A 20,086-nucleotide genomic window follows, 5' to 3' on the forward strand; every position below is an offset into this window, starting at 1 on the left:
CGAAGGAGGAGAGCTGATGCGCATCCGAATCATCTACCCCGTCGTCGAGGGGGCGCTCGGCGACGACGTCGTACCCGCGCTGCCGTCGTACGTACGACCCGAGATCGGCTGGCTGGCGGACGGACCGCCCTCGATCGAGACACGGGCCGACGAGGCCCATGCCCTGCCGGCGCTCCTCGACGCCGTCGAGAGCGCCGCGGCCGACGGCGTGGACGGCATCGTCCTGAGCTGCTTCATGGATCCCGGGCTGGGCGCCGCGCGGGAGCTGACGCGTCTGCCGGTCACCGCACCGGCCCAGTCCGCGATGACGATGGCGATCACGCTGGGAGACCGGTTCTCGGTCATCCTGCCGGCGGCCAGCGGCGCCCCGGTGGTCAGGGAACTCGCCCACACCTATGTGGGACGGGACCGGCTGGCGTCCGTACGCGGCGTCGAGATGCCGGTGGCGGAACTGCGCGACCACGAACTGCTGGTGACCAGGCTGGTGGAGCAGGCGGAACGGGCGGTCGCCGACGACGGCGCGGACGTGCTGATCCTCGGCTGCACCGGGATGGGCGGGGTGACCGACGCGTTCCGCGCGGCGCTCGCCCACCACGACGTACCGGTCATCGACCCGACGGCCGCCGCGGTGTCCGCGGTCGTGTCGCAGCTGACGCTCGGTGTGCGGCACAGCGGGCCGGCGTACGCGCTGCCCGCCTGGCGTACGGAGGCCCGATGAGCGGCTGGCGCATCGACGAGGAAGCACTGGACTCCCTCGTGATCGGGGCCGGCATCCTCGGCACCGGTGGCGGGGGCAACCCGTACCTCGGCAGGCTGATGGCGCGCAGACTGCTGCGCGCGGGCAAGAGGATCGAGGTCGTCGCCCTGGAGGACGTCCAGGACGACTGGAACCTCTGCGTCGCGGGCGGGATGGGCGCGCCGACGGTCTCGGTCGAGAAACTGCCCCGCGGCACCGAGACGACCGACGCGGTACGCGCCCTCCAGGACCACACAGGGCGCCGCATCGACGCGATCCTGCCCGCCGAGATCGGCGGGGGGAACTCGATCGAGCCGATGATCGTCGCGGCACACCTCGGTGTCCCGCTGGTCGACGCGGACGGCATGGGCCGCGCCTTCCCGGTGATGCCGATGATCACCTACCTCATCTACGGCGTCTCCCCGTTCCCGTGCGCCCTCGCGGACGAGAAGGGCAACCGGGTCATCTACTCCGAGGGCGTCGACAGTCACTGGCTGGAACGCCTGGCCCGCGCCTCCGCCGTGCAGATGGGCGGCTTCGCCGGCTGCGCGGTGGCGTGGATGTCCGGCGCCGACGCCAGGCGTACCGCCATCGGCGGCACGCTGTCGTGGGCACGCGACCTAGGCGCCCGCGTCCGCCGTGCCCGCGCGGGCCGTACGGAGCAGGTGCTCGACGCGATCCTCGATGTGACCGGCGGCCGGACGCTGTTCCGCGGGAAGGTCGTCGACGTCGAACGCCGCAGCACCGACGGGTTCACCCGTGGACAACTCGTCCTCGACGGCACCGACGCGGATGCCGGGGGCCGGATGAGGATCTCGTTCCAGAACGAGTTCCTGGTCGCCTGGCGGGACGACGACGTCGTCGCGACCGTCCCGGACCTGATCTGCATGGTCAACCACGAGGACGGCGACCCGGTCACCGTGGAGCAACTGCGCTACGGCCTGCGCGTGGCGGTCCTCGGGGTGCCCTGCTCCGACCTGCTGCGCACGCCACGAGCCCTGGAGGTGGTCGGCCCCCACGCGTTCGGCTACGACCTGACCTTCGAACCGATGGAGGCGACCCGGTGAGAATCGGCATCGACGTGGGCGGGACGAACACCGACGCCGTCCTGATGGACGGCCGTACCCTCCTCGCGAAGACCAAGACCGCCACGACCGCCGACACGATGTCCGGCATCGTGACGGCGATCGCCTCACTGCTGGCCTCGGCAGGCGTCGACCGGGCCGCACCGACGGCGGTGATGATCGGCACGACGCACTTCACCAACGCGGTGATCGAGCGCCGGCGGCTCGCGCCGACCGCGATCCTGCGGCTCGGTCTCCCGGCGACGCAGTCGGTCGACCCGTTCGACGACTGGCCGGCGGATCTGCGGGCCTCCATCGGCGGGCAGTGGCGGCTCGCCCACGGCGGCAACGAGTACGACGGCCGTGAACTCTCCGCGCTCGACCCGGCGGAGATCACGGGAATCGTACGGGAGCTGGTCGCCGCGGGCGTGGAGTCGCTGGCCGTCGTCGCGGTCTTCTCCCCGATCGCGCCCGCCATGGAGCAGCGCGCCGCACAGCTCATCGCCGAGGAGGCGCCGTGGCTCACCGTCACGCTGTCGCACGAGATCGGGCGACTCGGGCTGCTCGAACGCGAGAACGCCACCGCCATCAACGCCTCGCTCCGGCCGCTGGCGGTGACGACCGTGTCGTCCTTCCGGCGCAGCCTCGCCGAACTGGGCATCCGCGCGCCGCTGTACCTGACACAGAACGACGGCACGCTCATGGCGGCCGAACAGGCCGAACGCCACCCGGTGCTGACCTTCGCCTCCGGGCCGACCAACAGCATGCGCGGCGCGGCCTTCCTCTCCGGGCTGTCCGACGCACTGGTCCTCGACGTCGGCGGTACGACCTCCGACGTCGGTGCGCTCGTGCACGGGTTCCCCCGCGAGTCGGCTCTCACCGCCACGTTCGGTGACGTCCGGACGAACTTCCGGATGCCCGACCTCATCTCGGTCGGCCTCGGCGGTGGCAGCGTCGTACGCGGCGACGAGCCGACGCTCGGACCCGACAGCGTCGGTTACGCGATCACCGAACGCGCCCTGGTGTTCGGCGGCGGCACCCTCACCGCGACCGACCTCGCGGTCGCCGGCGGCCGGGCACAGGTGGGAAACGCGGATCTGGTGTCCGGCGTGGACGCCTCGATGGCACAGCGGGGACTGGACGCCATGCGGACGATGATCGAGGACGCGCTCGACCGGATGAAGCTGACCCGCCATCCGGAGCCGGTGATCGTGGTCGGCGGCGGCAGCGTCCTCGTCGGCGCCGAACTGGCCGGCGCCTCGCGCGTCGTACGCCCCGAGCACTTCGAGGTCGCCAACGCGGTCGGCGCGGCGATCGCGCAGGCCGGCGGGGAGGTCGACCGGATCGAGCCGGCGGACCAGGGCCGGGAGTCGATTCTGTCCCGCGCCCGCGCCGCGGCCGTCGAACGGGCGGTCGCCGCCGGGGCACTGCCCGGCACCGTACGCATCGTCGAGATCGAGGAGATGCCGGTGCCCTACCTGGAGGAGCGGATGGTCCGGGTACGCGCCAGGGCCGTGGGCGACCTGGCCGCCGCGGCCGTCGGATCCCGCGCCAAGGAGGAACACCATGCGGCGGATTGAGGCGCAACTGCTGATACCGGGCCGCGGAGACCCGGTCCTGGACGGTGTGGTGGTGTTCGACGGGGCGACGATCGGCTACGCGGGTCCTGCCGCCGGGGCACCGGCCACTTCGGCCGCCGAGGTCACCCGGGCGCGTGTGGTGATGCCGGGACTGTGGGACTGCCATGTCCATGTGACCGGCCTGCGGGGCGTCGGCAGCGCCGACTTCGCCTTCACGAACCCCGCCGTGCGGGGCGCGCGGGCGGTGCCCGATCTGCGGGCGGCGCTGGACGCCGGGGTCACCTCGGTACGGGAACTCGGGGGACTGGGCACCGAGCTGGCGAAGGTCGTCGACGAGGGCACCGTCGAGGGACCGGCGATCTACGCGGCCGGCGCGCTGCTCGGCGCCACCGGCGGGCACGCCGACCTCCATGACGTACCGGCGGCATGGGGACACGAACTGGCGGTGTCGGTCGGCGAGAGGCGTCAGTGCGACGGCCCGGCCGACTGTGCCAGGGCGGCCCGGGAACAGCTGCGCCGCAACGCGAAGGTGATCAAAGTGTGCGCTTCGGGCGGAGTCTTCTCCGAGGTGGACCACCCCCGCCACCAGCAGATGACCAAGGCGGAACTGGCGGCGATCGTGGAGGTCGCGGGGATGGCCGACCGGGCGGTCGCCGCACACTGCCACGGGAAGCCCGGCATCATCGCGGCGCTGGAGGCGGGCGTGCACACCATCGAGCACGGCACCTACCTGGACGCCGAGTGCTGTGACGCGATGCTGGAGACCGGCGCGATCCTGGTGCCCACCCGCAATGTGTTCGCCTCGTTCGGCGAGGCCTGGCTGCCGGACTTCGCGCGGCGCAAAGGGGAGGCGATCGCCGCCCGGCACGCAAAGGCCCTCGCGCTGGCCGTCGAACGCGGGGTGCCGATCGCGGCCGGGACCGACATCGCGCTGTCCGCCACGCTGGAGACCACCCTGGGATGGGGTTCGCACGGCAGCGAACTGGCGCTGCTGGTCGCGGCGGGAATGTCCCCGGCGGCGGCGATAGAGGCCGCCACCGCCACCGCGCCGCGCACCCTGGGCCCGCAAGCCCCCCGGAGCGGGCAACTGGCCGCAGGGTTCGACGCCGACGTGATCACCCTGGACGCCGACCCCCTCGCCGACATCTCGGTACTCGCCGACCCCGCCCATGTCGTTGATGTCTGGCGCGGCGGAACGCGCCGCAAAGGCCCTGGCCCAGCCGCCGCCGCGCGGCAGATCCCGGTGAGGTGACACATGAATCCGGACACGTTTCGAGCGCAGTTCCCCAGCCTGGCCGACACGACGCACCTGGCGTCCTGCAGCCAGGGTGCCATCGCGCACCGGGTGACGTCCGCGATGGCGGAACTGGCCTACTCCCTGCGCGCGGACGGCGCTCCCTGGGCGAGGTGGATGGCCGAGGTGGAGCGGCTGCGCGAGCAGTTCGCCGGTTTCCTCGACGCCACCCCGGGAGAGATCGCGCTGGTGCCGTCGGCGACACACGCCGCCTTCCAGGTGATCAGCGCGCAGGATCTCGGCGCGGACGATGCCGTGGTCTCGATGGCCGCGGAGTTCCCGAGCGTCGGACAGGTACTCCAGGCCGCGTCGGAGGCCGAGGTGCGGTGGGTCACCGGCGAGTCGATGCGGACGATGGGCGTGGTGGAGGCGTACCGGGCACGGATCGACGGCCGGACCCGCCTGGTGTCCGTGCCGCTCGCGCTCTACACCGACGGATCGATTCAGCCGGTGAACGAGATCGCCCGCCACGCCCGCGCGGTCGGGGCGCGGGTCCTGGTCGACGCCTACCAGTGCGTGGGCGTGCTCCCCGTCGACGTGCGGCGACTCGACTGCGACTACCTGATCACCGGAACCCTCAAGTACCTTCTCGGACTGCCGGGAATCGCGGCGCTGTTCGCCCGGTCAGGGGTCGCCGACAGACGGCCGCCCCGGATGACCGGCTGGTTCGGCCGCGTCGATCCGTTCGCCTTCGACCCCGAGGCACTCGATGTTCCCGAGGAGGCACGGCGATTCGAGTCCGGCACCCCGGCCATCCCCGCGGTCTACGCGGCGCGCGCGGGCATCGAGGTGCTCGGCCAGGTACCGGCGGCACGGCGATGGGAGCACGTAGGGCAGTTGGTCACCGAAGCACGGGACCGGCTGCTGGAAGCCGGTGAGCGCCTGAGCCTGCCCGCGCCGGACGCACGGCCCGGTCCGCAGGTCGCGGTGGTCGACGACGACCCGGGCGAACTGGCCTCGTACCTGAGCGGCCACCGGATCGTCACCGCGCCCCGCGGGCGGCTGCTGCGCGTCGCCTTCCACTACTACAACACCACGGCCGACATCGACCGGCTGCTCCACGCCATCACTGACTACCGCAGGCAGGCATGAGCGCTGTCGCCCCCGGACGACGACGGCCTCGCCGCGCTTCTTGAGGTGGAAGTCCCGGTTCGGGCCCTCACGGATGATGCTGATCCGCGCGGACATCGCGAAGCCCGGCCGCCGAAGCAAGGTGTACGGCGTCGGCGCAGGCCGATTCAGCCGGTCGCCCAGGGTCAGGATCGCCGGACACCCGCGGTCGGCCGGGTAGGCCGTTGGCCACACCAGGCCCTCCCGGGCCACCCAGACAACCTACGGAGGAACCATGTCCGAGCCGTCCATCCTCAGTGCTCTGGTGTCAGCACTGCACAGCGGGTCGATCGAGGTGGTCGACCTGACGTCGCCGCTGTCGGCGTCCACACCGGTGATCCAGCTGCCGGCCGAGTACGGCCAGACCGCCCGGTTCGAGCTGGAGGAGATCAGCCGGTACGACCACCGTGGCCCCGCGTTCTACTGGAACAACTTCCGCAGCGGCGAGCACACCGGCACCCACTTCGACGCACCGAACCACTGGGTGACCGGAAAGGACCTCGCCGACGTCGCCTCGATACCGCTGCACCACCTGGTGGCGCCCGCGGCCGTGCTGGACTTCTCCGCCGACGCCGACAACAACCCGGACTTCCTCGTCGAGGTCGACCACATCCGCGCGTGGGAGGCCGAGAACGGGACACTGCCCGACGGCGGGTGGCTGCTGCTGCGCACCGGCTGGGACGCGCGGTCCGGCTCGCAGGAGAGCTTCCTCAACACCGACGAGGCCGGTGCGCACACCCCGGGCCTGTCGCCCGAGTGCGCGCGCTGGGTGGCCGAGGAGTCCCCGGTGATCGGCCTCGGGGTGGAGACAGTCGGCACCGACGCCGGGCTGGCGCACGGGTTCGATCCCCCGTTCCCCTGTCACTCGTACCTGCTGGGCAGCGGCAAGTACGGCCTCACCCAGCTGAGCAACCTCGCCCGCCTCCCGGCCACCGGCGCGGTCGTCGTCGCGGGTCCGCTGCCCATCGTCGGCGGATCGGGCGCACCCCTTCGGGTGCTCGCGCTCGTGGAGCGCTCATGAGGGTCGTGGAAGTCATAGGGCGGGCGCTGACCGAGGCGGGCGTGAAGCAGGTGTTCGGGGTGGTGGGTTCCGGCAACTTCCACCTGACCAACGCCATGGTGGCCGGCGGTTCCCGGTTCGTCGCCGCACGCCACGAGGGCGGCGCGGCGACGATGGCCGACTCCTACGCCCGGACGAGCGGTTCCGTGGCAGCACTGTCCGTGCATCAGGGCCCCGGGCTGACCAACGCGATGACCGGGATCGCCGAGGCCGCGAAGAGCCGGACGCCCCTGCTCGTACTGGCCGCCGAAGTGACCGACGCGCGATCGAACTTCTTCGTCGACCAGGAGGCACTGGCACGCTCGGTGGGGGCGGTGCCCCTGCGCATCTCCTCGGCGGCGCGCGCCGCAAAGGAGGCACGGGCCGCCGTCGTCCTTGCCCTGCGCGAGCGGCGGACGGTCCTGCTCAACATCCCGCTCGGGCTGCACGCCCTCGAAGCACCGCCCGTCCCGTCCCCCGCCGCCCCGCCGCCGGAGCGCCCGGCACCGGCGGTACCCGACGACGCCGAGGTGACCGCCCTGGCGGGACTGCTGGAGAAGGCGCGGCGGCCGGTGTTCGTCGCGGGCCGCGGCGCGCGCGGCCCGGGATGCCGTGCGGCACTGGAGGGACTGGGGGAGCGATACGGCGCGCTGCTGGCGACCTCCGCGGTGGCACGCGGGTTGTTCAACGGCAACCGCTGGTCCCTGGACGTCTCCGGTGGCTTCTCCTCGCCGTCGGCGGCCGAACTGATCCGCGGGGCGGACCTCCTGGTGAGCTGGGGGTGTTCGCTGACGTCGTGGACCACGCGGCACGGCCGGCTGATCGGCCCCGACACGACGGTGGTCCAGGTCGACGACGAGCCATCCGCACTGGGAGGACACCGGCCGGTATCGCTCGGCGTCACCGGCGATGTGGAGCTGACCGCACGCCGGGTGCTCGACCTGGCCGGTGAAGCGCGGCCCGGGTACCGCTCGCCGGAGATCGCGGCCCGCCTCGCCACCCGGCTGCGCTGGCGCGATGTGCCGTACGACGACATGAGCACGGACCGGCGGATCGATCCGCGAACGCTGAGCATCGCGCTCGACGACATCATCCCCGCGCAGCGCGTGCTCGCCGTCGACTCCGGCAACTTCATGGGCTATCCGAGCATGTACCTCTCGGTACCCGACGAGAACGGGTTCTGCTTCACCCAGGCATTCCAGTCGATCGGCCTGGGGCTGGCCACCGCGATCGGCGCGGCGCTCGCGCGGCCCGACCGGCTGCCCGTGGCCGCGCTCGGCGACGGCGGCGCGCTGATGGGCGCCGCCGAACTGGACACGGTCCGGCGCCTCGGACTGCCCATGCTGATCGTCGTGTACAACGACGACGCCTATGGCGCCGAGGTGCACCACTTCGGACCCGAGGGCCACGCGCTGGACACGGTCCGCTTCCCGCCCACCGACCTCGCCGCCGTCGCGCGCGGCTACGGCTTCGACGCCGTGACCGTACGATCCCGGGGCGACCTCGACGCGGTCACCGCCTGGGTGGCGGGCCCGCGGTCGGCCCCCATGCTGGTGGACGCCAAAGTGGTCAGCGACCACGGCGCATGGTGGCTGGAGGAGGCATTCCACGGCGACTGACGAGAGCTGTCCCGCCCGCGCGGGACGGGGGGAACCCGGATGGTGCGGGTGGCGGCCGCCCCGCCGCGGCTCGCCCACAGCGGGTGTGCCGGAACAGGGTGTGCCGGAACAGGGTGTGGGTGGGGCGGGGCGTGGTGGGGCTGGGTGTGGTGGGGCTGCACTTCTTCCGACGACCTGCATCGCCGCTACCGACTGCTCCGCTGCACCAGTCAGGTCGGCGCCGAGGTGGTCCGGGCCGGGCCGTGCGAATGCGGGGCCGGTCGTTCCTTCCCGCGACGGCGTGCGTCAGCCGTCGGTGCGCCGACGGGCGAGGATGTTCTCCACATGCGTCCGCGCGGTGTCCTCCAGACGCTCCTTGAGGGTGAAGAACAGCTCCGCCGCGCGGACCCCGTGCCAGTCCTGCGGGAGCAGGGCCTCGGGCAGCCCGGGGTCGAGGTAGGGCAGCCGCCGCCAGTCCGTCAGGAGCCGGACGTAGTCGGTGAACGCGCCGAGTCCGCCGGGTTCGCCGGGTCCGTCGGTGGCCGGTACGCCGCTCCAGCGCTCCAGCGCCGGGGTGTGCTCGGCGAGGAAGGCGGCGTAGAGGGTTTCGAGGCCGTCGAGGTCCCACCACTGCCGCACCTTGGTGTGCAGATCGCCGAAGGCGAGGTGGTCGGCGCGGAACAGCTCCGCGTACTCGTCGAGTCCGAGTCCGCGCAGCGTCTTCGCCGTGGTGTCGTGCAGATGCGCGGGAGCTATCCACACCCCGGGCGCGGCGGTGCCGAACCCGAGCTGGCTCAGCCGTGACCGGAGCTGGTGGCGCTTGCTGCGCTCGTTCTCCGGGACGGAGAACACGGCCAGGAGCCAGCCGTCCGCCAGGGTCGCGCGCTGCCGTTCGAAGATCCGGTGGTCGCCCTCGCTCAGGATGGCGAGCCCCTCGGCGGAGAGCCGGTAGCCGGCGACGTCCCGGCGCTCGGCCTCCAGGACGCCGCGCCGCTTCAGCCGCGAGATGGACGACCGCAGCGCGGGCTCGTCGACCCCCAGGTCGCCGAGGAGTTCGACGAGGGCGGCGACCGAGAGCCAGCCGCCTTCCTCGCGGGCGTAGAGGCCGTACACGGTCACGATGAGCTGTCGCGGCTGCGCGGCCCTGGTGTAGGCGTCGGTGTCGGCGGCTTCGCTCCGGGCGATCGTCACAGCGGGACCTTACCAATGCGGGGATTGACACCGGCTGTCGTCGGCAGCCTCCTCCCGCGCTGACCGGGGAAGGCTGGAGTGCTGGTCACCGGCTGGTCAGGGGCCCGTTGCCTCCCCTTTGTGCCGGGCGCCGCCCGCCCGCGGGGCCGCCGCTCCGCGCGGACCCGGGTAAGGAGCGCCCGCGGCCGTGGCGGGCCCCGTAGAAAGCCCGGCGGCCGGAGCGCGGTCGCCGGTGCGTTCCCGGAGTCTGAAGCGCTGGATCTTACCGCTCGGCGTCTTCGGCAGTTCGGGAACGAACTCGACGGTCCGCGGGTATTTGTACGGGGCGATCGACCGCTTCACATGGGTCTGGAGCTCGCCGGCCTTGTCCGTGTCCCCGGTGATGCCCGGGCGCAGTACGACGAAGGCGTGCACGACCGATCCCCGCTCGGGATCCGGCGCCGCGACCACCGCGGTCTCGATGACGTCCGGGTGGTCCAGCAGGGCCTGCTCCACCTCCTGCCCGGCGATGTTGTACCCGGAAGAGATGATCATGTCGTCGTTGCGGGACTGATACCAGAAGTAGCCGTGCTCGTCGCGGACATAGGTGTCACCCGTGATGTTCCAGCCGCCCTGGACGTACGAGGTCTGCCGCGGGTCCGCGAGATAGCGGCAGCCGGTCGGCCCCTTGACGGCGAGTCGGCCCGGGGTGTTGTCCGCCACGGGCCCGCCCTGGTCATCGAGGAGCGTCACCCGGAATCCCGGCACGGCCCTGCCCGTGGCACCGGGTCTGATGTCGTCGTCGGCGGCCGACAGATAGATATGGAGCAGCTCGGTGCCGCCTATGCCATTGATGATCTTCAGTCCGGTGGCCCGGTGGAAGGACTCCCAGGTGGACGCCGGCAGGTGCTCCCCGGCGGAGACGCACCTGCGCAGCCCCTTCAGCTCGGCGGCCTTGCCCGCCGCGAGCATGGCCTTGTACGCGGTCGGCGCGGTGAACAGCACGGTCGCCCGCTGTCTCTGGACGGCGTCGGCGAGCTGTTCCGGTGCGGCGCGCTCCAGCAGGAGCGTGGAGGCGCCGAATCTCAGGGGGAAGACGACCAGCCCGCCGAGGCCGAAGGTGAAGCCGATCGGTGGTGTGCCGGTGAACACGTCGTCCGCGGTGGGCTTGAGGATGTGCCGGGCGAACGTATCGGCGTTGGCCAGCACATCGCGGTGGAAGTGCATGGTGGCCTTCGCCCGGCCCGTGGTCCCGGAGGTCGGGGCGAGGATGACCACGTCGTCGGCGGCGGTTTCGACGGCCTCGAATCGGTCGTCCTTGAGCGCGGCCCGCTGGATCAGGTCGGCGGGGCCGTCGGAGCCGTAGACCATCCGGGGCGGGGCGCCGGGCAGAGCGGTGAGGTCGGCGTCGAAGCGGTGGTCCGTGATGATCAGACAGGGCCGGGTCTGCTCGATCAGTTCGCCGATCTCCCGGGCCCGCAGCAGTGGCATGGTGGTCACCGCGACGGCGCCCGCCTTGACCACGGCGAACCAGGCCGCCACCAGCCAGGGGTTATTGGGCCCGCGCAGGAGTACCCGGTTCCCGGGCACGACTCCCCAGTCCTCGGTGAGCACGCGCGCGATCCGGTTGCTGCGGCGTGCCAGGTCGCCGTAGGTCCACATGTCGGTCCCGGTGAGCAGACACGGCCGGTCCGGTCCGTGTGCGCGGATGGCGCCTTCGAGCAGTTCCTCGGCGCAGTTCAGGCGCTCGGGGTAGTGCAGCTCGGGGAGGTCGAAGACGAATTCGGGCCACTGGTGCATCGGGGGCAGCCGGTCCCGGCAGAAGGTGTCGGTATGGGCGGATGGTGACAGCCGCATCGGCGGAACTCCTTTCCGGAGTGTCCTGCGTGCTGGAAGGTGAGGGTGCCGGTACCGCCCTTTGCCCCGGGGAGCGGTGCGCGGGCGGTCCGGCCGGGAGGGCCGCTACGCCTCGGCGTAGGCCCCGGACAGCAGGGTCCCCGCACCGGGAGCCACTGCGGGAAGACCAAGAGCGCGCATCATCTGGTGCGCGGTGGCGATCGACGCCGACAGCACGGGCTTGCCGAACTCCCGCTCCGCCGGCTCGATGGACTCCAGGGACGGCATCTGCACACAGGCCGACAGGACGATCGCGTCGGCGTCGCTGTGGTCGAGTCCGGCCGCGATGGGGATGAGCTTCTTCGGGTCGTGCGCGGCGACCTGGAGATTGTCCGGGATCTCCAGCGCGGTGTGGTCCCCGACCTCGACACCCTCGTACCGAATGTAGTCCACGACGGTGTCGGTGAGCGGTTTGAGATACGGGCACACCACCGCGATCTTCTTGGCGCCGATGATGTCGAGCGCCTTCACCAGCGCGCCGGCGCTGGTGACGACCGGGGCCGGGGCCCCGTTGCCGGCGGTCACGGCGGCGAGCTTCTTCTCCGAGACCTCGTGGTAGCCGCGGCCCATGCTCATGATGGCGACCAGGCACGCGTAGCCGAGGACATCGACCCGGGCGTCGGACAGTTCGGCGGCGCACCGGGTGGAGTCGGCGTCCATGGCCGCCAGCTCCTCCTTGCGGACGTTCTTCATCCGCATGCGGCTGGAGTGGAACGTGAAGCGTTCCGGGGCGATCCCCTCCCGGGCGCGGAAGAGCGCGGGGATCTCCGTCTCCATGGTGACGTTCGAACTCGGCACGATCTGGCCGATGCGGAAGTTCCTGGTCATTGGGCATCCACCACGGGATTGCGCAGGGTGCCGATGCCTTCGACGGTGGCCTCGACCACATCTCCGGGGCGCAGGAACTGCTGGGGGGTGAAGCCGGCCCCCACCCCGGCGGGGGAGCCGGTGGCGATGACATCGCCGGGCTCCAGCGTCATGCCGGAGGTGATGTCGGCGATCAGCTGCCGGATGTCGAAGAGCATGTACCGCGTGTTCGACTTCTGCTTGACCTCGCCGTTGACGCGCAGGGACAGATCGAGCCGTTGCGGGTCGGGCACGGCGTCGGCGGTGATGACGGCGGGTCCGAGCGGCGCGTAGGAGTCCTGCCCCTTGGAGAAGAACCACTGGCCGGAGCGGCGCTGGTCGCGGGCGCTGATGTCGTTGACGATGCTGTAGCCGAAGACATGGTCCAGGGCGGCGGCCCGGGAGACCCGGCGTGCTGTGCGGCCGATCACCACCGCGAGTTCGACCTCCCAGTCGAGCTGCTCGGTGAGGGTGGCGTTGTGCAGGATCGGTTCGTCCGGCCCGATGACCGCGGTCGACGGCTTGCTGAACAGCACCGGGCGCTGCGGAAGCTCTCTGGCGGTGTCCAGCGTCCGGGCCGACTCGGCGACGTGCTCGGTGTAGTTGAGCCCCACTCCGACGATCTTGCCCGGCCGCAGCGGGGCGTGGATCGTGACATCGGTGAGGGGAAGCGTCATCCGCGCGGGCGGTTCCCCCTGGACCAGGGAGGCGATGGCGTGGACGGCGTCCGGCCCCGAGCGCACCACATCGAGGAGGGTGGCGGGCACCGGGGCTTGCCGTGTCTCGGCGAGGGCGGCGACATCGATGACTCCGGCGTCGGTCCGGACGCCGAGCCGTCGGCGTCCGGCGGCGGCGGAAAAGGTGACGAGCAGCATGGGAGGGGACTCCAGACGAGGGGGTGGTCAGGCGAGGGTCTGGTGGCCGTCGTCGTCCGTCCAGACCTCTTCGCGGAAGAAGCCGAGCGAGCGCATGACGGGGAAGTCGTTGAATGAGAACAGACAGGCGTCGTCGGAGGCGCTGGCGTTCGCGTGCTCGTGCCAGGCCCAGGACGGGACGCAGAAGATGTCGCCCTTGGTCCACTCGAAGCGCCGTCCGCCGATGACCGAACTGCCGCTGCCCTTGGCGACGGTGTAGATCTTCGACCCGACCTGGCGGTGTGCCCGGGTGGCCTCGCCCGCCCGCAGCAGCTGCATGTGCGCGCTCATCGTGGGCATCACGGATCCGCCGCTGAGCGGATTGCTGTACTCCATGATGATGCCGTCGTACGGCGAGCCGTCGGTGGACTTCGCGGCGTTCAGCAGTGCCTCGTAGGTGGGTTCCCACGGGTAGGCGAGCAGCGGTGAGTGGTTCTTCGACCAGGTGTCGCCGAAGGGCCTCAACTGGCCGGCGCCATAGGTCAGCAGCGAGGAGTTGGTGACGCCCTGCTGCTTCTGGTACACGTCGGGGTGGACCTCGTAGAACGGGGCGTCCAATGCGTTGACCAGCGGGATGTCCAGGCCGTCCTGCCAGATGACCGGTCCGTCCTCACCCTCGTTGCCGTGCTCGTGCCAGGTCCAGTTCGGTGTGATGGCGAAGTCGCCGGGGCCGACCTTGAGTTTCTGTCCGTCCACGATCGTCCAGGCGCCGGTGCCCTCGTGCACGAAGCGCAGGGCGGCGGCCTGGTGGCGATGGGCGGTCATCGACTCTCCCGGGCCCATGATCTGCAGACCGGTGTAGAGAAGACCGACGGTGGCGGCGATGTCCCGTCGCTGCGGGTTGTACAGCGCCACGACGCGCCGTCCGGCGTCGTCGCCGCTGACCAGCTTCAGGGCCTCCAGCACCAGCGGCCGAAGCTCCTGGTAGCTCCATTTCATGGCCTGGGACCGGGGCTGGGGGTACCAGGGCTCGATCTTGTTCGCGATGGTCCACAGCGCGCCCGCTTCGAGCTTCTCCAGCTTGTCGTAGTAGGCCAGCAGTTCCTCGCTGTCGCGGACCCGGGCCCTGCCGAGCATGTCGTCGCTGTTCGTCATGGCGGCTTCCGCCCTCCGATATAGCGTTGTCTTGACGGCAGTCATCGTCACGCCATAGTTTTCTGGATGTCAAGCGGTCTGGAGGGACAGTGATGACAGATCCGAAATCCGCACCCGGCCGGAACCCAGCGCCAGGTGCCCCGCCCGAGCACGGCGATCCGGGTGGCCCGGCGCTCCACGCCACGGTCGAACGGCGCGTGGAGTGGTCCGACACCGATGCCTCGGGCCACCAGCACAACACCGCGGTCATCCGCTGGGCCGAGGCGGCCGAGGCGGAACTGCTCCGCCGCCACGACCTGGCGTGGATGTGGGGCCGCGCCCCCCGGGTGCGGCACGAGATCGACTATCTCGGACGCCTCTGGCACGGCGAGACGGTACGGATCCGGCTCTGGGCCGCCGCACTCGGCCGCACCTCACTGACCTACGGCTTCGAGGTCCACGGCCCGACCGGCCCCGCCGCCCGCGGCCGTGTCGTCATCGCCCACGCGGCCCCCGACGCCGCCTCGGCCACTCCCTGGCCCGAGAGCGTGCGCACGGCATTCGCCCGGGTCGCACGCCCCGCCACCCCCGATTCAGCCCTGGAGGTGTCGTGATGCGCATCGCGATCACCGGCGGTGGCCCCGGTGGCCTCTACTTCGCCGCCCTGGCCAAGCAACTCGACCCCACCCGCGAGATCACCGTCTGGGAACGCAATACGGCGGCCGACACCTTCGGCTTCGGCGTCGTCTTCTCCGACGAGACCCTGGACGGCATCCGGGACGCCGACCCCGCCGTCTTCGCGGCCCTGGAGGGCGACTTCGCCCGGTGGAGCGACATCGACATCCACTACCGGGGCACCGTGCAGACCTCCGGCGGCCACGGCTTCGCCGCCATCTCCCGCAAACGGCTGCTGGAGATCCTCCAGGACCGCTGCGCCGCACTCGGGGTGGACGTCCGCTTCGCCACCGTCGCCCCCGCGGCCGCCGAACTGGCCGCCGAGTACGACCTGGTCGTCGCCGCGGACGGCGTCAACTCGGCCACCCGCGCCGAGCACGCCGATGTCTTCGGACCGTCGCTCGACGGACGCAGCAGCCGGTACATGTGGCTCGCCACCGACCGGGTCTTCGAAGCGTTCACCTTCATCGTCGAGGAGACCCCGTACGGCCCCGTCCAGGTGCACGCCTACCCGTTCAGCGCCGAACGCTCCACCTTCATCGTCGAGATGAACGAGCGGACCTGGCGACGGGCCGGCTTCGCCGAACTCGCGGCCCGCGCCCACCCGCCCGGTGTCAGCGACGAGGACAGCGTCGCCCGCTGCGCCGAGATGCTCGCGGGTTTCCTCGGCGGATCCTCGCTCGTCACCAATAACTCCAAGTGGCTGCGGTTCTCCACCGTCCGTAACGCCACCTGGCGGCACGGCAACATCGTCCTCCTCGGCGACGCCGCGCACACCGCCCACTTCTCGATCGGCTCCGGCACCAAACTCGCCATGGAGGACTCCCTCGCCCTGGCCGCGGCCATCGAGGCCCGCCCCGGCGACCTCGCCGGGGCGCTGGAGGAGTACGAGAGCGCCCGCAGGCCGGTCGTGGAATCCACCCAGCGCGCCGCACAGGCCAGCCTGGAGTGGTTCGAGAGCATCGATCTCCCCATCGGCCAGGAGCCGGAGCAGTTCGCCTTCAACCTGCTCACCCGCAGCCGCCGCGTCACCCACGACAACCTCCGGCTGCGCGACCCCGCCTACATGTCCGGCCTGGACTCGTGGTTCGAGCGGCACCTGGACGGGCACCTGGACCGGCACCTAGGCGGGCACCTGGACCGGCACCTCGACGGGCACCTAGGCGGGCACCTCGACCGGCACGGGAGCGCCGGTCCATCGGCCGCCCCCGCCACCAGACCCGTGCCGCCCCCGCTGTTCCAGCCCTTCGACCTCGCCGGACTCCGGCTGCGCAACCGCGTGGTCGCCGCGCCGGTCGCACTCCACGCCGCCCGGGACGGTGTGCCCGGCAGCGCCGAACTGCTCCATCTGTCGGGCAAGGCGCTCGGCGGCGCCGGTCTGGTCCTCACCGGCATGACCGCCGTCAGCGCCCGGGGCCGTGTCACCCCGGCCTGTCCCGGCCTCTACGACAGCGCGCACACGGTGGCCTGGCGCCGGATCACGGACGCGGTCCACACCCACAGCGGCGCCCTGATCGGAGTCCAGCTCAACCACTCCGGGCCCAAGGGCTCCACCACGGTCCCGCACCGCGGCACCCTCGGTTCCCCGCTCACCGCCGCCCTGGGCGGCTGGGAGACGATCGGGCCCTCACCCCTGGCGTACGGCGGTCATCCCGCCCCCCGGCAGGCCACCGATGCCGAACTGCACATCACGGCCGAGGAGTTCGCCGCCGCCGCGGCGCGCGCGGACGAGGCCGGATTCGACGTCCTGGAACTCCAGGCCGGACACGGCTGTCTCCTGTCCGCGTTCCTGTCCCCCCTCACCAATCAGCGCCCGGACGCCTACGGGGGTGACCTGGACGGCCGGCTGCGCTTCCCCCTCATGGTCATCGACGCCGTGCGGCGGGCCTGGCCCGCCACCAAACCCCTGCTGGTCCGGATCTCCGCCGTCGACTGGGCCGAAGGCGGCACCACCCCGGACGACGCGGTACACATCGCGGCCGCCTTCGGCGCACACGGCGCCGATCTCATCGACGTCTCCAGCGGCGAGGTCGTCGCCCATGAGCGGCCCGCCCACGGGCGCTCCTACCAGACCCCCTTCGCCGAACGCGTCCGCGCCCGGACCGGCATTCCCACCTGCGCGGTCGGCGGCATATCCACCTACGACGACGCCAACTCGATCGTCCTGGCAGGCCGTGCCGACCTCGTCGGCATCGGCCGCGCCTTCCTGCACGATCCGTCCTGGGCCCTGCACGCCGCCGCCGATCTGGAGTACACCGGCCCCGGCGCCCACTGGCCGGCCATCCACGCGGCGGGCCGGGTCAGGCCCGCGTCCGGCGGCCGGGCACGGCCCCTGCTGACCCTCCGCGTCCCCGACCCCGAACCCGTACACCGCCGATGGGCACAGGCCACCCCCGAGGTGTCCGCCGCCGGAAGCAGGCCGCTGTGACGCACACCTTCCCGCGCTTCACCGCCGCCGCGGTCCAGGCGGCCCCCGTCTACCTCGACCCGGCGCGAACCGCGGCCAAGGCGGCCTCGCTCATCCACGAGGCCGCCGGCCACGGTGCTTCCCTGATCGCCTTCCCCGAGGTCTTCATCCCCGGCTACCCGTACTGGAACTGGACCATGAGCCCGGTACAGGGCTCACCCCTGTTCGAACGGCTCTACCACGCCTCCATCGACATCCCCGGCCCCCATCTGGACACACTGCGCGCAGCCGCCGCGGCCACCGGCACCACCGTGGTCATCGGCGTCAGCGAACGCAGCCCGCGCAGCGCCGGCCTGCTCTACAACAGCGTCGTCACCCTCGGCCCCGACGGCTCGGTCCTCAACGTCCACCGCAAACTCGTCCCGACCTGGCCCGAGAAGCTGTCCTGGGGACAGGGTGACGGCAGCACCGTGCGGGTGCTCGACACCGCCGTCGGCCCGCTCGGCGCCCTCGCCTGCGGCGAGAACACCAACACCCTCGCCCGCTTCTCCCTGCTCGCCCAGGGCGAACTCGTCCATGTGGCGAACTACATCGCCCTCCCCGTCGCCCCGGCCGACTACGACATGACCCAGGCGATCGCCATCCGCAGTGCCGCCCACGCCTTCGAGGGCAAGCTGTTCTCCGTGGTCGCCTGCTCGACGATCACCGACGACATGGTCGACATCGCCGCACAGCACGACGACCAGGTCGCCGACCTGATGCGCCGTCCGCGCAGCGCCCTGTCCGGCGTCTTCGGCCCGGACGGGAACCCCGTCGTGGAGTCCCTCATCGACGAGGAGGGCATCGTTTACGCCGAGATCGATCTCGCCCGCTGTATCCAGCCCAAGCAGATGCACGACATCGTCGGGGGGTACAACCGGTTCGACGTCTTCCAGCTGCACCACAACACCACCCCACTGGAACCGGTGATCTTCGAAGGCCCCCCGCCCCCCGCCGGCCCCCCGGCCATCGGCCCCTGGCGGAGCACCCCCGACCCCACGGAGGGCCCGGCCCACCCCTGACCGGGCGCGGGGCCGTACGGCGTCGGCGCCGACGCCATGTGGAACTCGTCACCGACACCCTCACGGCAGCCTCGGCGGCGCGGTGAGGCAACCCGATCACGGGGCCCGGCACACGAGTCGCGCGCCCGAAGGCGCCGGAGATGCGGAGCGCCGCCGAGCAGGCCGGCGAACTCAGCGGGATCGGTTTCGTCGCCTTCGTCGACCTCGATGTCCGGGCCCGCCGACCACCCACGGCACCCGGTCCTGTCCGCGGCGACCTCACCGCCACGGGCGGCCTCGGCACCAGCCTCGTGAAGGGTGTTCAGAGTGACCACCTCCACCTCCCGGGACCAACTGGTCACCGTCGACATCGACAGCGCACTCGACCACCTGACCAGCGCCGGGGGATCACCGCTCGCGGCTGACGGTCACCAGTTCCCGCTGCCTGGGGTACCGGGATCCGTGCGAGGGTGTCGACCGGAGCGCGGTCATGCTCCGCTCTCGGCCTCCGCCGGCCGCCCGCGATCGGCTGCCCGCCCCTCGTGCGGCGTGCCGCCGGTCGCCTGCTCGACGGCGGCGACGTCGTCGGGTCCGTAGACGGTGCTGACCCCTGAGACCGACGTCCCGAAGGCGCCGGCCAGATCGGACGGAGTGTAGAGGCCGGGGCGGGTGAACTCCCGTGCGTAGGCGACCAGGTGGCGGATTTCCCGCTCGGCCTTCTGCCTGCGGTAGTGCGCGGTGCGCAGGAGCCACAGGAGCGGGTCGCCGGCCTTCGAGTCGGAGTTCGAGGAGTTTTCCAGGCTGCGCGCGAGTTCCGCTCGGGCGGCGTGGGTGTCATCGACGGCGTCGAGGTGGACGTCCTCCGGGACCTCGCCGAGCTTCGGCGGGGGGTGCATGATCGCGGCAATGTCGTCGTAGATGCTCATAGGCGCAGAGTGAGCAATGAGTTGTGGTGATCGCAAGAGAGCCGAGGGAGGGCTTGGGCCGTCGCTGACGGACCCGGGTCGGCGGCCAGCGGCCCGACTCGCCACGCTCAACGGCCTGGTGGAGCGCGAGCACCTTGCGCCTGCGCCGCATCGTCACCACGGCCACCTCCCCGCCGTCGGCCTGGCACGCCCCGCTGGCAGTCGCCTGGTGGCAGGTGAGGCAGGTGAGGCAGGTACGGCTGCGGCGGGCACAGGTCGCGCTGGTCGCCGTCCTGCGACTCCCGCTCGAACGGATCGACTCGCTCGGTGATGTGGACTTCGAGATCGCGCTACGAGATCTCCTCATCCGTGACGGCTGGTCGGCGCGGCGGGTCGGACAGGCCGGTGATCAGGCGGCCGATGTCATCGGCCGGCATGCCCGGCGCGGCGGATCGTGCTACAGGCCAAGCACACCATCCAGGTCGACTCGAAGGTGGTGTACCAGGTCAAGGGTACAGACCGTCACTCCGGAGCAGCACACACTCTGTGCGGGGACATCACGCCAGGCGACACCGGTCCGCAGTACGTACATGACGCCGACGAGTACCGCCCCGTCGGGAACACGCAACCGTCCCGTTCCCACAGGTCGTCAGGAAGAAGATCAGCACTCACCAAGCCATGAAGCAGCGACTTGAGCCCCACGGACCACACCACCAACTTCCTTTTATATAAAGGAAG

16 protein-coding genes and 1 pseudogene are annotated in these 20,086 nt (G+C 71.5%); 10 read left to right on the forward strand and 7 right to left on the reverse strand.

The window, feature by feature from the left end; translation table 11 throughout:
- Positions 1-16: 16 nt before the first annotated feature.
- From ACFRFC_RS18795 to ACFRFC_RS18825, 7 genes are all read left to right on the forward strand, one after another.
- The gene (locus ACFRFC_RS18795; protein WP_382688177.1) at positions 17-718 is read left to right on the forward strand and encodes an aspartate/glutamate racemase family protein; all 702 of its coding nucleotides are present in this window, start codon (positions 17-19) and stop codon (positions 716-718) included.
- Complete coding sequence (locus ACFRFC_RS18800; protein ID WP_382688179.1) at positions 715-1,803, forward strand: DUF917 domain-containing protein; 1,089 nt, start codon at positions 715-717, stop codon at positions 1,801-1,803. Before ACFRFC_RS18795 ends, ACFRFC_RS18800 begins: the two co-directional genes overlap by 4 nt.
- Positions 1,800-3,380, forward strand: coding sequence for a hydantoinase/oxoprolinase N-terminal domain-containing protein (locus ACFRFC_RS18805; protein ID WP_382688181.1), 1,581 nt, complete (start codon positions 1,800-1,802; stop codon positions 3,378-3,380). The genes ACFRFC_RS18800 and ACFRFC_RS18805 overlap by 4 nt, the downstream gene beginning before the upstream one ends.
- Positions 3,367-4,632, forward strand: a complete 1,266-nt coding sequence (locus tag ACFRFC_RS18810; RefSeq protein ID WP_382688184.1) for an amidohydrolase family protein — start codon at positions 3,367-3,369, stop codon at positions 4,630-4,632. Before ACFRFC_RS18805 ends, ACFRFC_RS18810 begins: the two co-directional genes overlap by 14 nt.
- Before the next feature lie 3 nt (positions 4,633-4,635).
- The gene (locus ACFRFC_RS18815; RefSeq protein WP_382688187.1) at positions 4,636-5,766 is read left to right on the forward strand and encodes an aminotransferase class V-fold PLP-dependent enzyme; all 1,131 of its coding nucleotides are present in this window, start codon (positions 4,636-4,638) and stop codon (positions 5,764-5,766) included.
- 253 nt (positions 5,767-6,019) lie between these two features.
- Positions 6,020-6,805 carry a cyclase family protein gene (locus ACFRFC_RS18820; RefSeq protein WP_382688189.1) on the forward strand — a complete coding sequence of 262 codons (786 nt, stop codon included), beginning with the start codon at positions 6,020-6,022 and terminating at the stop codon, positions 6,803-6,805.
- Complete coding sequence (locus ACFRFC_RS18825) at positions 6,802-8,442, forward strand: thiamine pyrophosphate-binding protein (protein WP_382688192.1); 1,641 nt, start codon at positions 6,802-6,804, stop codon at positions 8,440-8,442. Before ACFRFC_RS18820 ends, ACFRFC_RS18825 begins: the two co-directional genes overlap by 4 nt.
- A 285-nt stretch (positions 8,443-8,727) precedes the next feature.
- On the opposite strand, the gene ACFRFC_RS18830 is transcribed toward ACFRFC_RS18825, so the two are convergent.
- The 5 genes from ACFRFC_RS18830 to ACFRFC_RS18850 form a co-directional block, all read right to left on the reverse strand.
- Positions 8,728-9,606, reverse strand: a complete 879-nt coding sequence (locus tag ACFRFC_RS18830) for a PaaX family transcriptional regulator C-terminal domain-containing protein (RefSeq protein ID WP_382688369.1) — start codon at positions 9,604-9,606, stop codon at positions 8,728-8,730.
- A gap of 102 nt (positions 9,607-9,708) precedes the next feature.
- The gene (locus ACFRFC_RS18835) at positions 9,709-11,448 is read right to left on the reverse strand and encodes an AMP-binding protein (protein ID WP_382688195.1); all 1,740 of its coding nucleotides are present in this window, start codon (positions 11,446-11,448) and stop codon (positions 9,709-9,711) included.
- Positions 11,449-11,553: 105 nt separating this feature from the next.
- Positions 11,554-12,315 carry an Asp/Glu racemase gene (locus tag ACFRFC_RS18840; RefSeq protein ID WP_382688198.1) on the reverse strand — a complete coding sequence of 254 codons (762 nt, stop codon included), beginning with the start codon at positions 12,313-12,315 and terminating at the stop codon, positions 11,554-11,556.
- Positions 12,312-13,208: a fumarylacetoacetate hydrolase family protein gene (locus ACFRFC_RS18845; RefSeq protein WP_382688201.1), complete on the reverse strand. Its 897-nt coding sequence runs from the start codon at positions 13,206-13,208 to the stop codon at positions 12,312-12,314. The genes ACFRFC_RS18840 and ACFRFC_RS18845 overlap by 4 nt, the downstream gene beginning before the upstream one ends.
- A gap of 27 nt (positions 13,209-13,235) precedes the next feature.
- Positions 13,236-14,342 (reverse strand): cupin domain-containing protein, encoded by a 1,107-nt coding sequence (locus tag ACFRFC_RS18850; protein WP_382688204.1) that lies wholly within the window; start codon positions 14,340-14,342, stop codon positions 13,236-13,238.
- A gap of 92 nt (positions 14,343-14,434) precedes the next feature.
- On the opposite strand from ACFRFC_RS18850, the gene ACFRFC_RS18855 reads away from it, so the two are divergent.
- Genes ACFRFC_RS18855 through ACFRFC_RS18865 form a run of 3 tightly spaced genes read left to right on the forward strand, consistent with a single transcriptional unit; the run spans position 14,435 to position 18,464 of the window.
- Positions 14,435-14,935, forward strand: a complete 501-nt coding sequence (locus ACFRFC_RS18855) for an acyl-CoA thioesterase (RefSeq protein ID WP_383112630.1) — start codon at positions 14,435-14,437, stop codon at positions 14,933-14,935.
- Entirely contained in the window at positions 14,935-17,424 is a 2,490-nt protein-coding gene (locus ACFRFC_RS18860) for an FAD-dependent monooxygenase (RefSeq protein ID WP_382688210.1), read from the forward strand. Before ACFRFC_RS18855 ends, ACFRFC_RS18860 begins: the two co-directional genes overlap by 1 nt.
- A complete protein-coding gene (locus ACFRFC_RS18865) occupies positions 17,421-18,464 on the forward strand; it encodes a carbon-nitrogen hydrolase family protein (RefSeq protein WP_382688212.1) in 1,044 nt (347 codons plus the stop codon). The genes ACFRFC_RS18860 and ACFRFC_RS18865 overlap by 4 nt, the downstream gene beginning before the upstream one ends.
- Before the next feature lie 467 nt (positions 18,465-18,931).
- Here ACFRFC_RS18865 and ACFRFC_RS18870 read toward each other — a convergent pair whose 3' ends face one another.
- Together ACFRFC_RS18870 and ACFRFC_RS18875 are read right to left on the reverse strand one after the other, a co-directional pair.
- Entirely contained in the window at positions 18,932-19,369 is a 438-nt protein-coding gene (locus ACFRFC_RS18870; RefSeq protein ID WP_382688213.1) for a hypothetical protein, read from the reverse strand.
- Positions 19,370-19,868: 499 nt separating this feature from the next.
- Positions 19,869-19,982: pseudogene (locus ACFRFC_RS18875) on the reverse strand (IS5/IS1182 family transposase); the annotation flags it as partial.
- Positions 19,983-20,086: the final 104 nt, after the last annotated feature.

The organism is Streptomyces sp. NPDC056734 (assembly GCF_042790455.1).
Taxonomy (GTDB): domain Bacteria; phylum Actinomycetota; class Actinomycetes; order Streptomycetales; family Streptomycetaceae; genus Streptomyces.

Excerpts from the sequence above, each read along its gene's own strand:
- ACFRFC_RS18870 (WP_382688213.1), bottom strand. The coding sequence starts at position 19,369 with ATGAGCATCTACGACGACATTGCCGCGATCATGCACCCCCCGCCGAAG.
- ACFRFC_RS18820 (WP_382688189.1), top strand. The coding sequence starts at position 6,020 with ATGTCCGAGCCGTCCATCCTCAGTGCTCTGGTGTCAGCACTGCACAGC.
- ACFRFC_RS18860 (WP_382688210.1), top strand. The coding sequence starts at position 14,935 with ATGCGCATCGCGATCACCGGCGGTGGCCCCGGTGGCCTCTACTTCGCC.
- ACFRFC_RS18795 (WP_382688177.1), top strand. The coding sequence starts at position 17 with ATGCGCATCCGAATCATCTACCCCGTCGTCGAGGGGGCGCTCGGCGAC.
- ACFRFC_RS18800 (WP_382688179.1), top strand. The coding sequence starts at position 715 with ATGAGCGGCTGGCGCATCGACGAGGAAGCACTGGACTCCCTCGTGATC.
- ACFRFC_RS18815 (WP_382688187.1), top strand. The coding sequence starts at position 4,636 with ATGAATCCGGACACGTTTCGAGCGCAGTTCCCCAGCCTGGCCGACACG.
- ACFRFC_RS18835 (WP_382688195.1), bottom strand. The coding sequence starts at position 11,448 with ATGCGGCTGTCACCATCCGCCCATACCGACACCTTCTGCCGGGACCGG.
- ACFRFC_RS18845 (WP_382688201.1), bottom strand. The coding sequence starts at position 13,208 with ATGCTGCTCGTCACCTTTTCCGCCGCCGCCGGACGCCGACGGCTCGGC.
- ACFRFC_RS18855 (WP_383112630.1), top strand. The coding sequence starts at position 14,435 with ATGACAGATCCGAAATCCGCACCCGGCCGGAACCCAGCGCCAGGTGCC.
- ACFRFC_RS18810 (WP_382688184.1), top strand. The coding sequence starts at position 3,367 with ATGCGGCGGATTGAGGCGCAACTGCTGATACCGGGCCGCGGAGACCCG.
- ACFRFC_RS18825 (WP_382688192.1), top strand. The coding sequence starts at position 6,802 with ATGAGGGTCGTGGAAGTCATAGGGCGGGCGCTGACCGAGGCGGGCGTG.
- ACFRFC_RS18850 (WP_382688204.1), bottom strand. The coding sequence starts at position 14,342 with ATGACGAACAGCGACGACATGCTCGGCAGGGCCCGGGTCCGCGACAGC.
- ACFRFC_RS18840 (WP_382688198.1), bottom strand. The coding sequence starts at position 12,315 with ATGACCAGGAACTTCCGCATCGGCCAGATCGTGCCGAGTTCGAACGTC.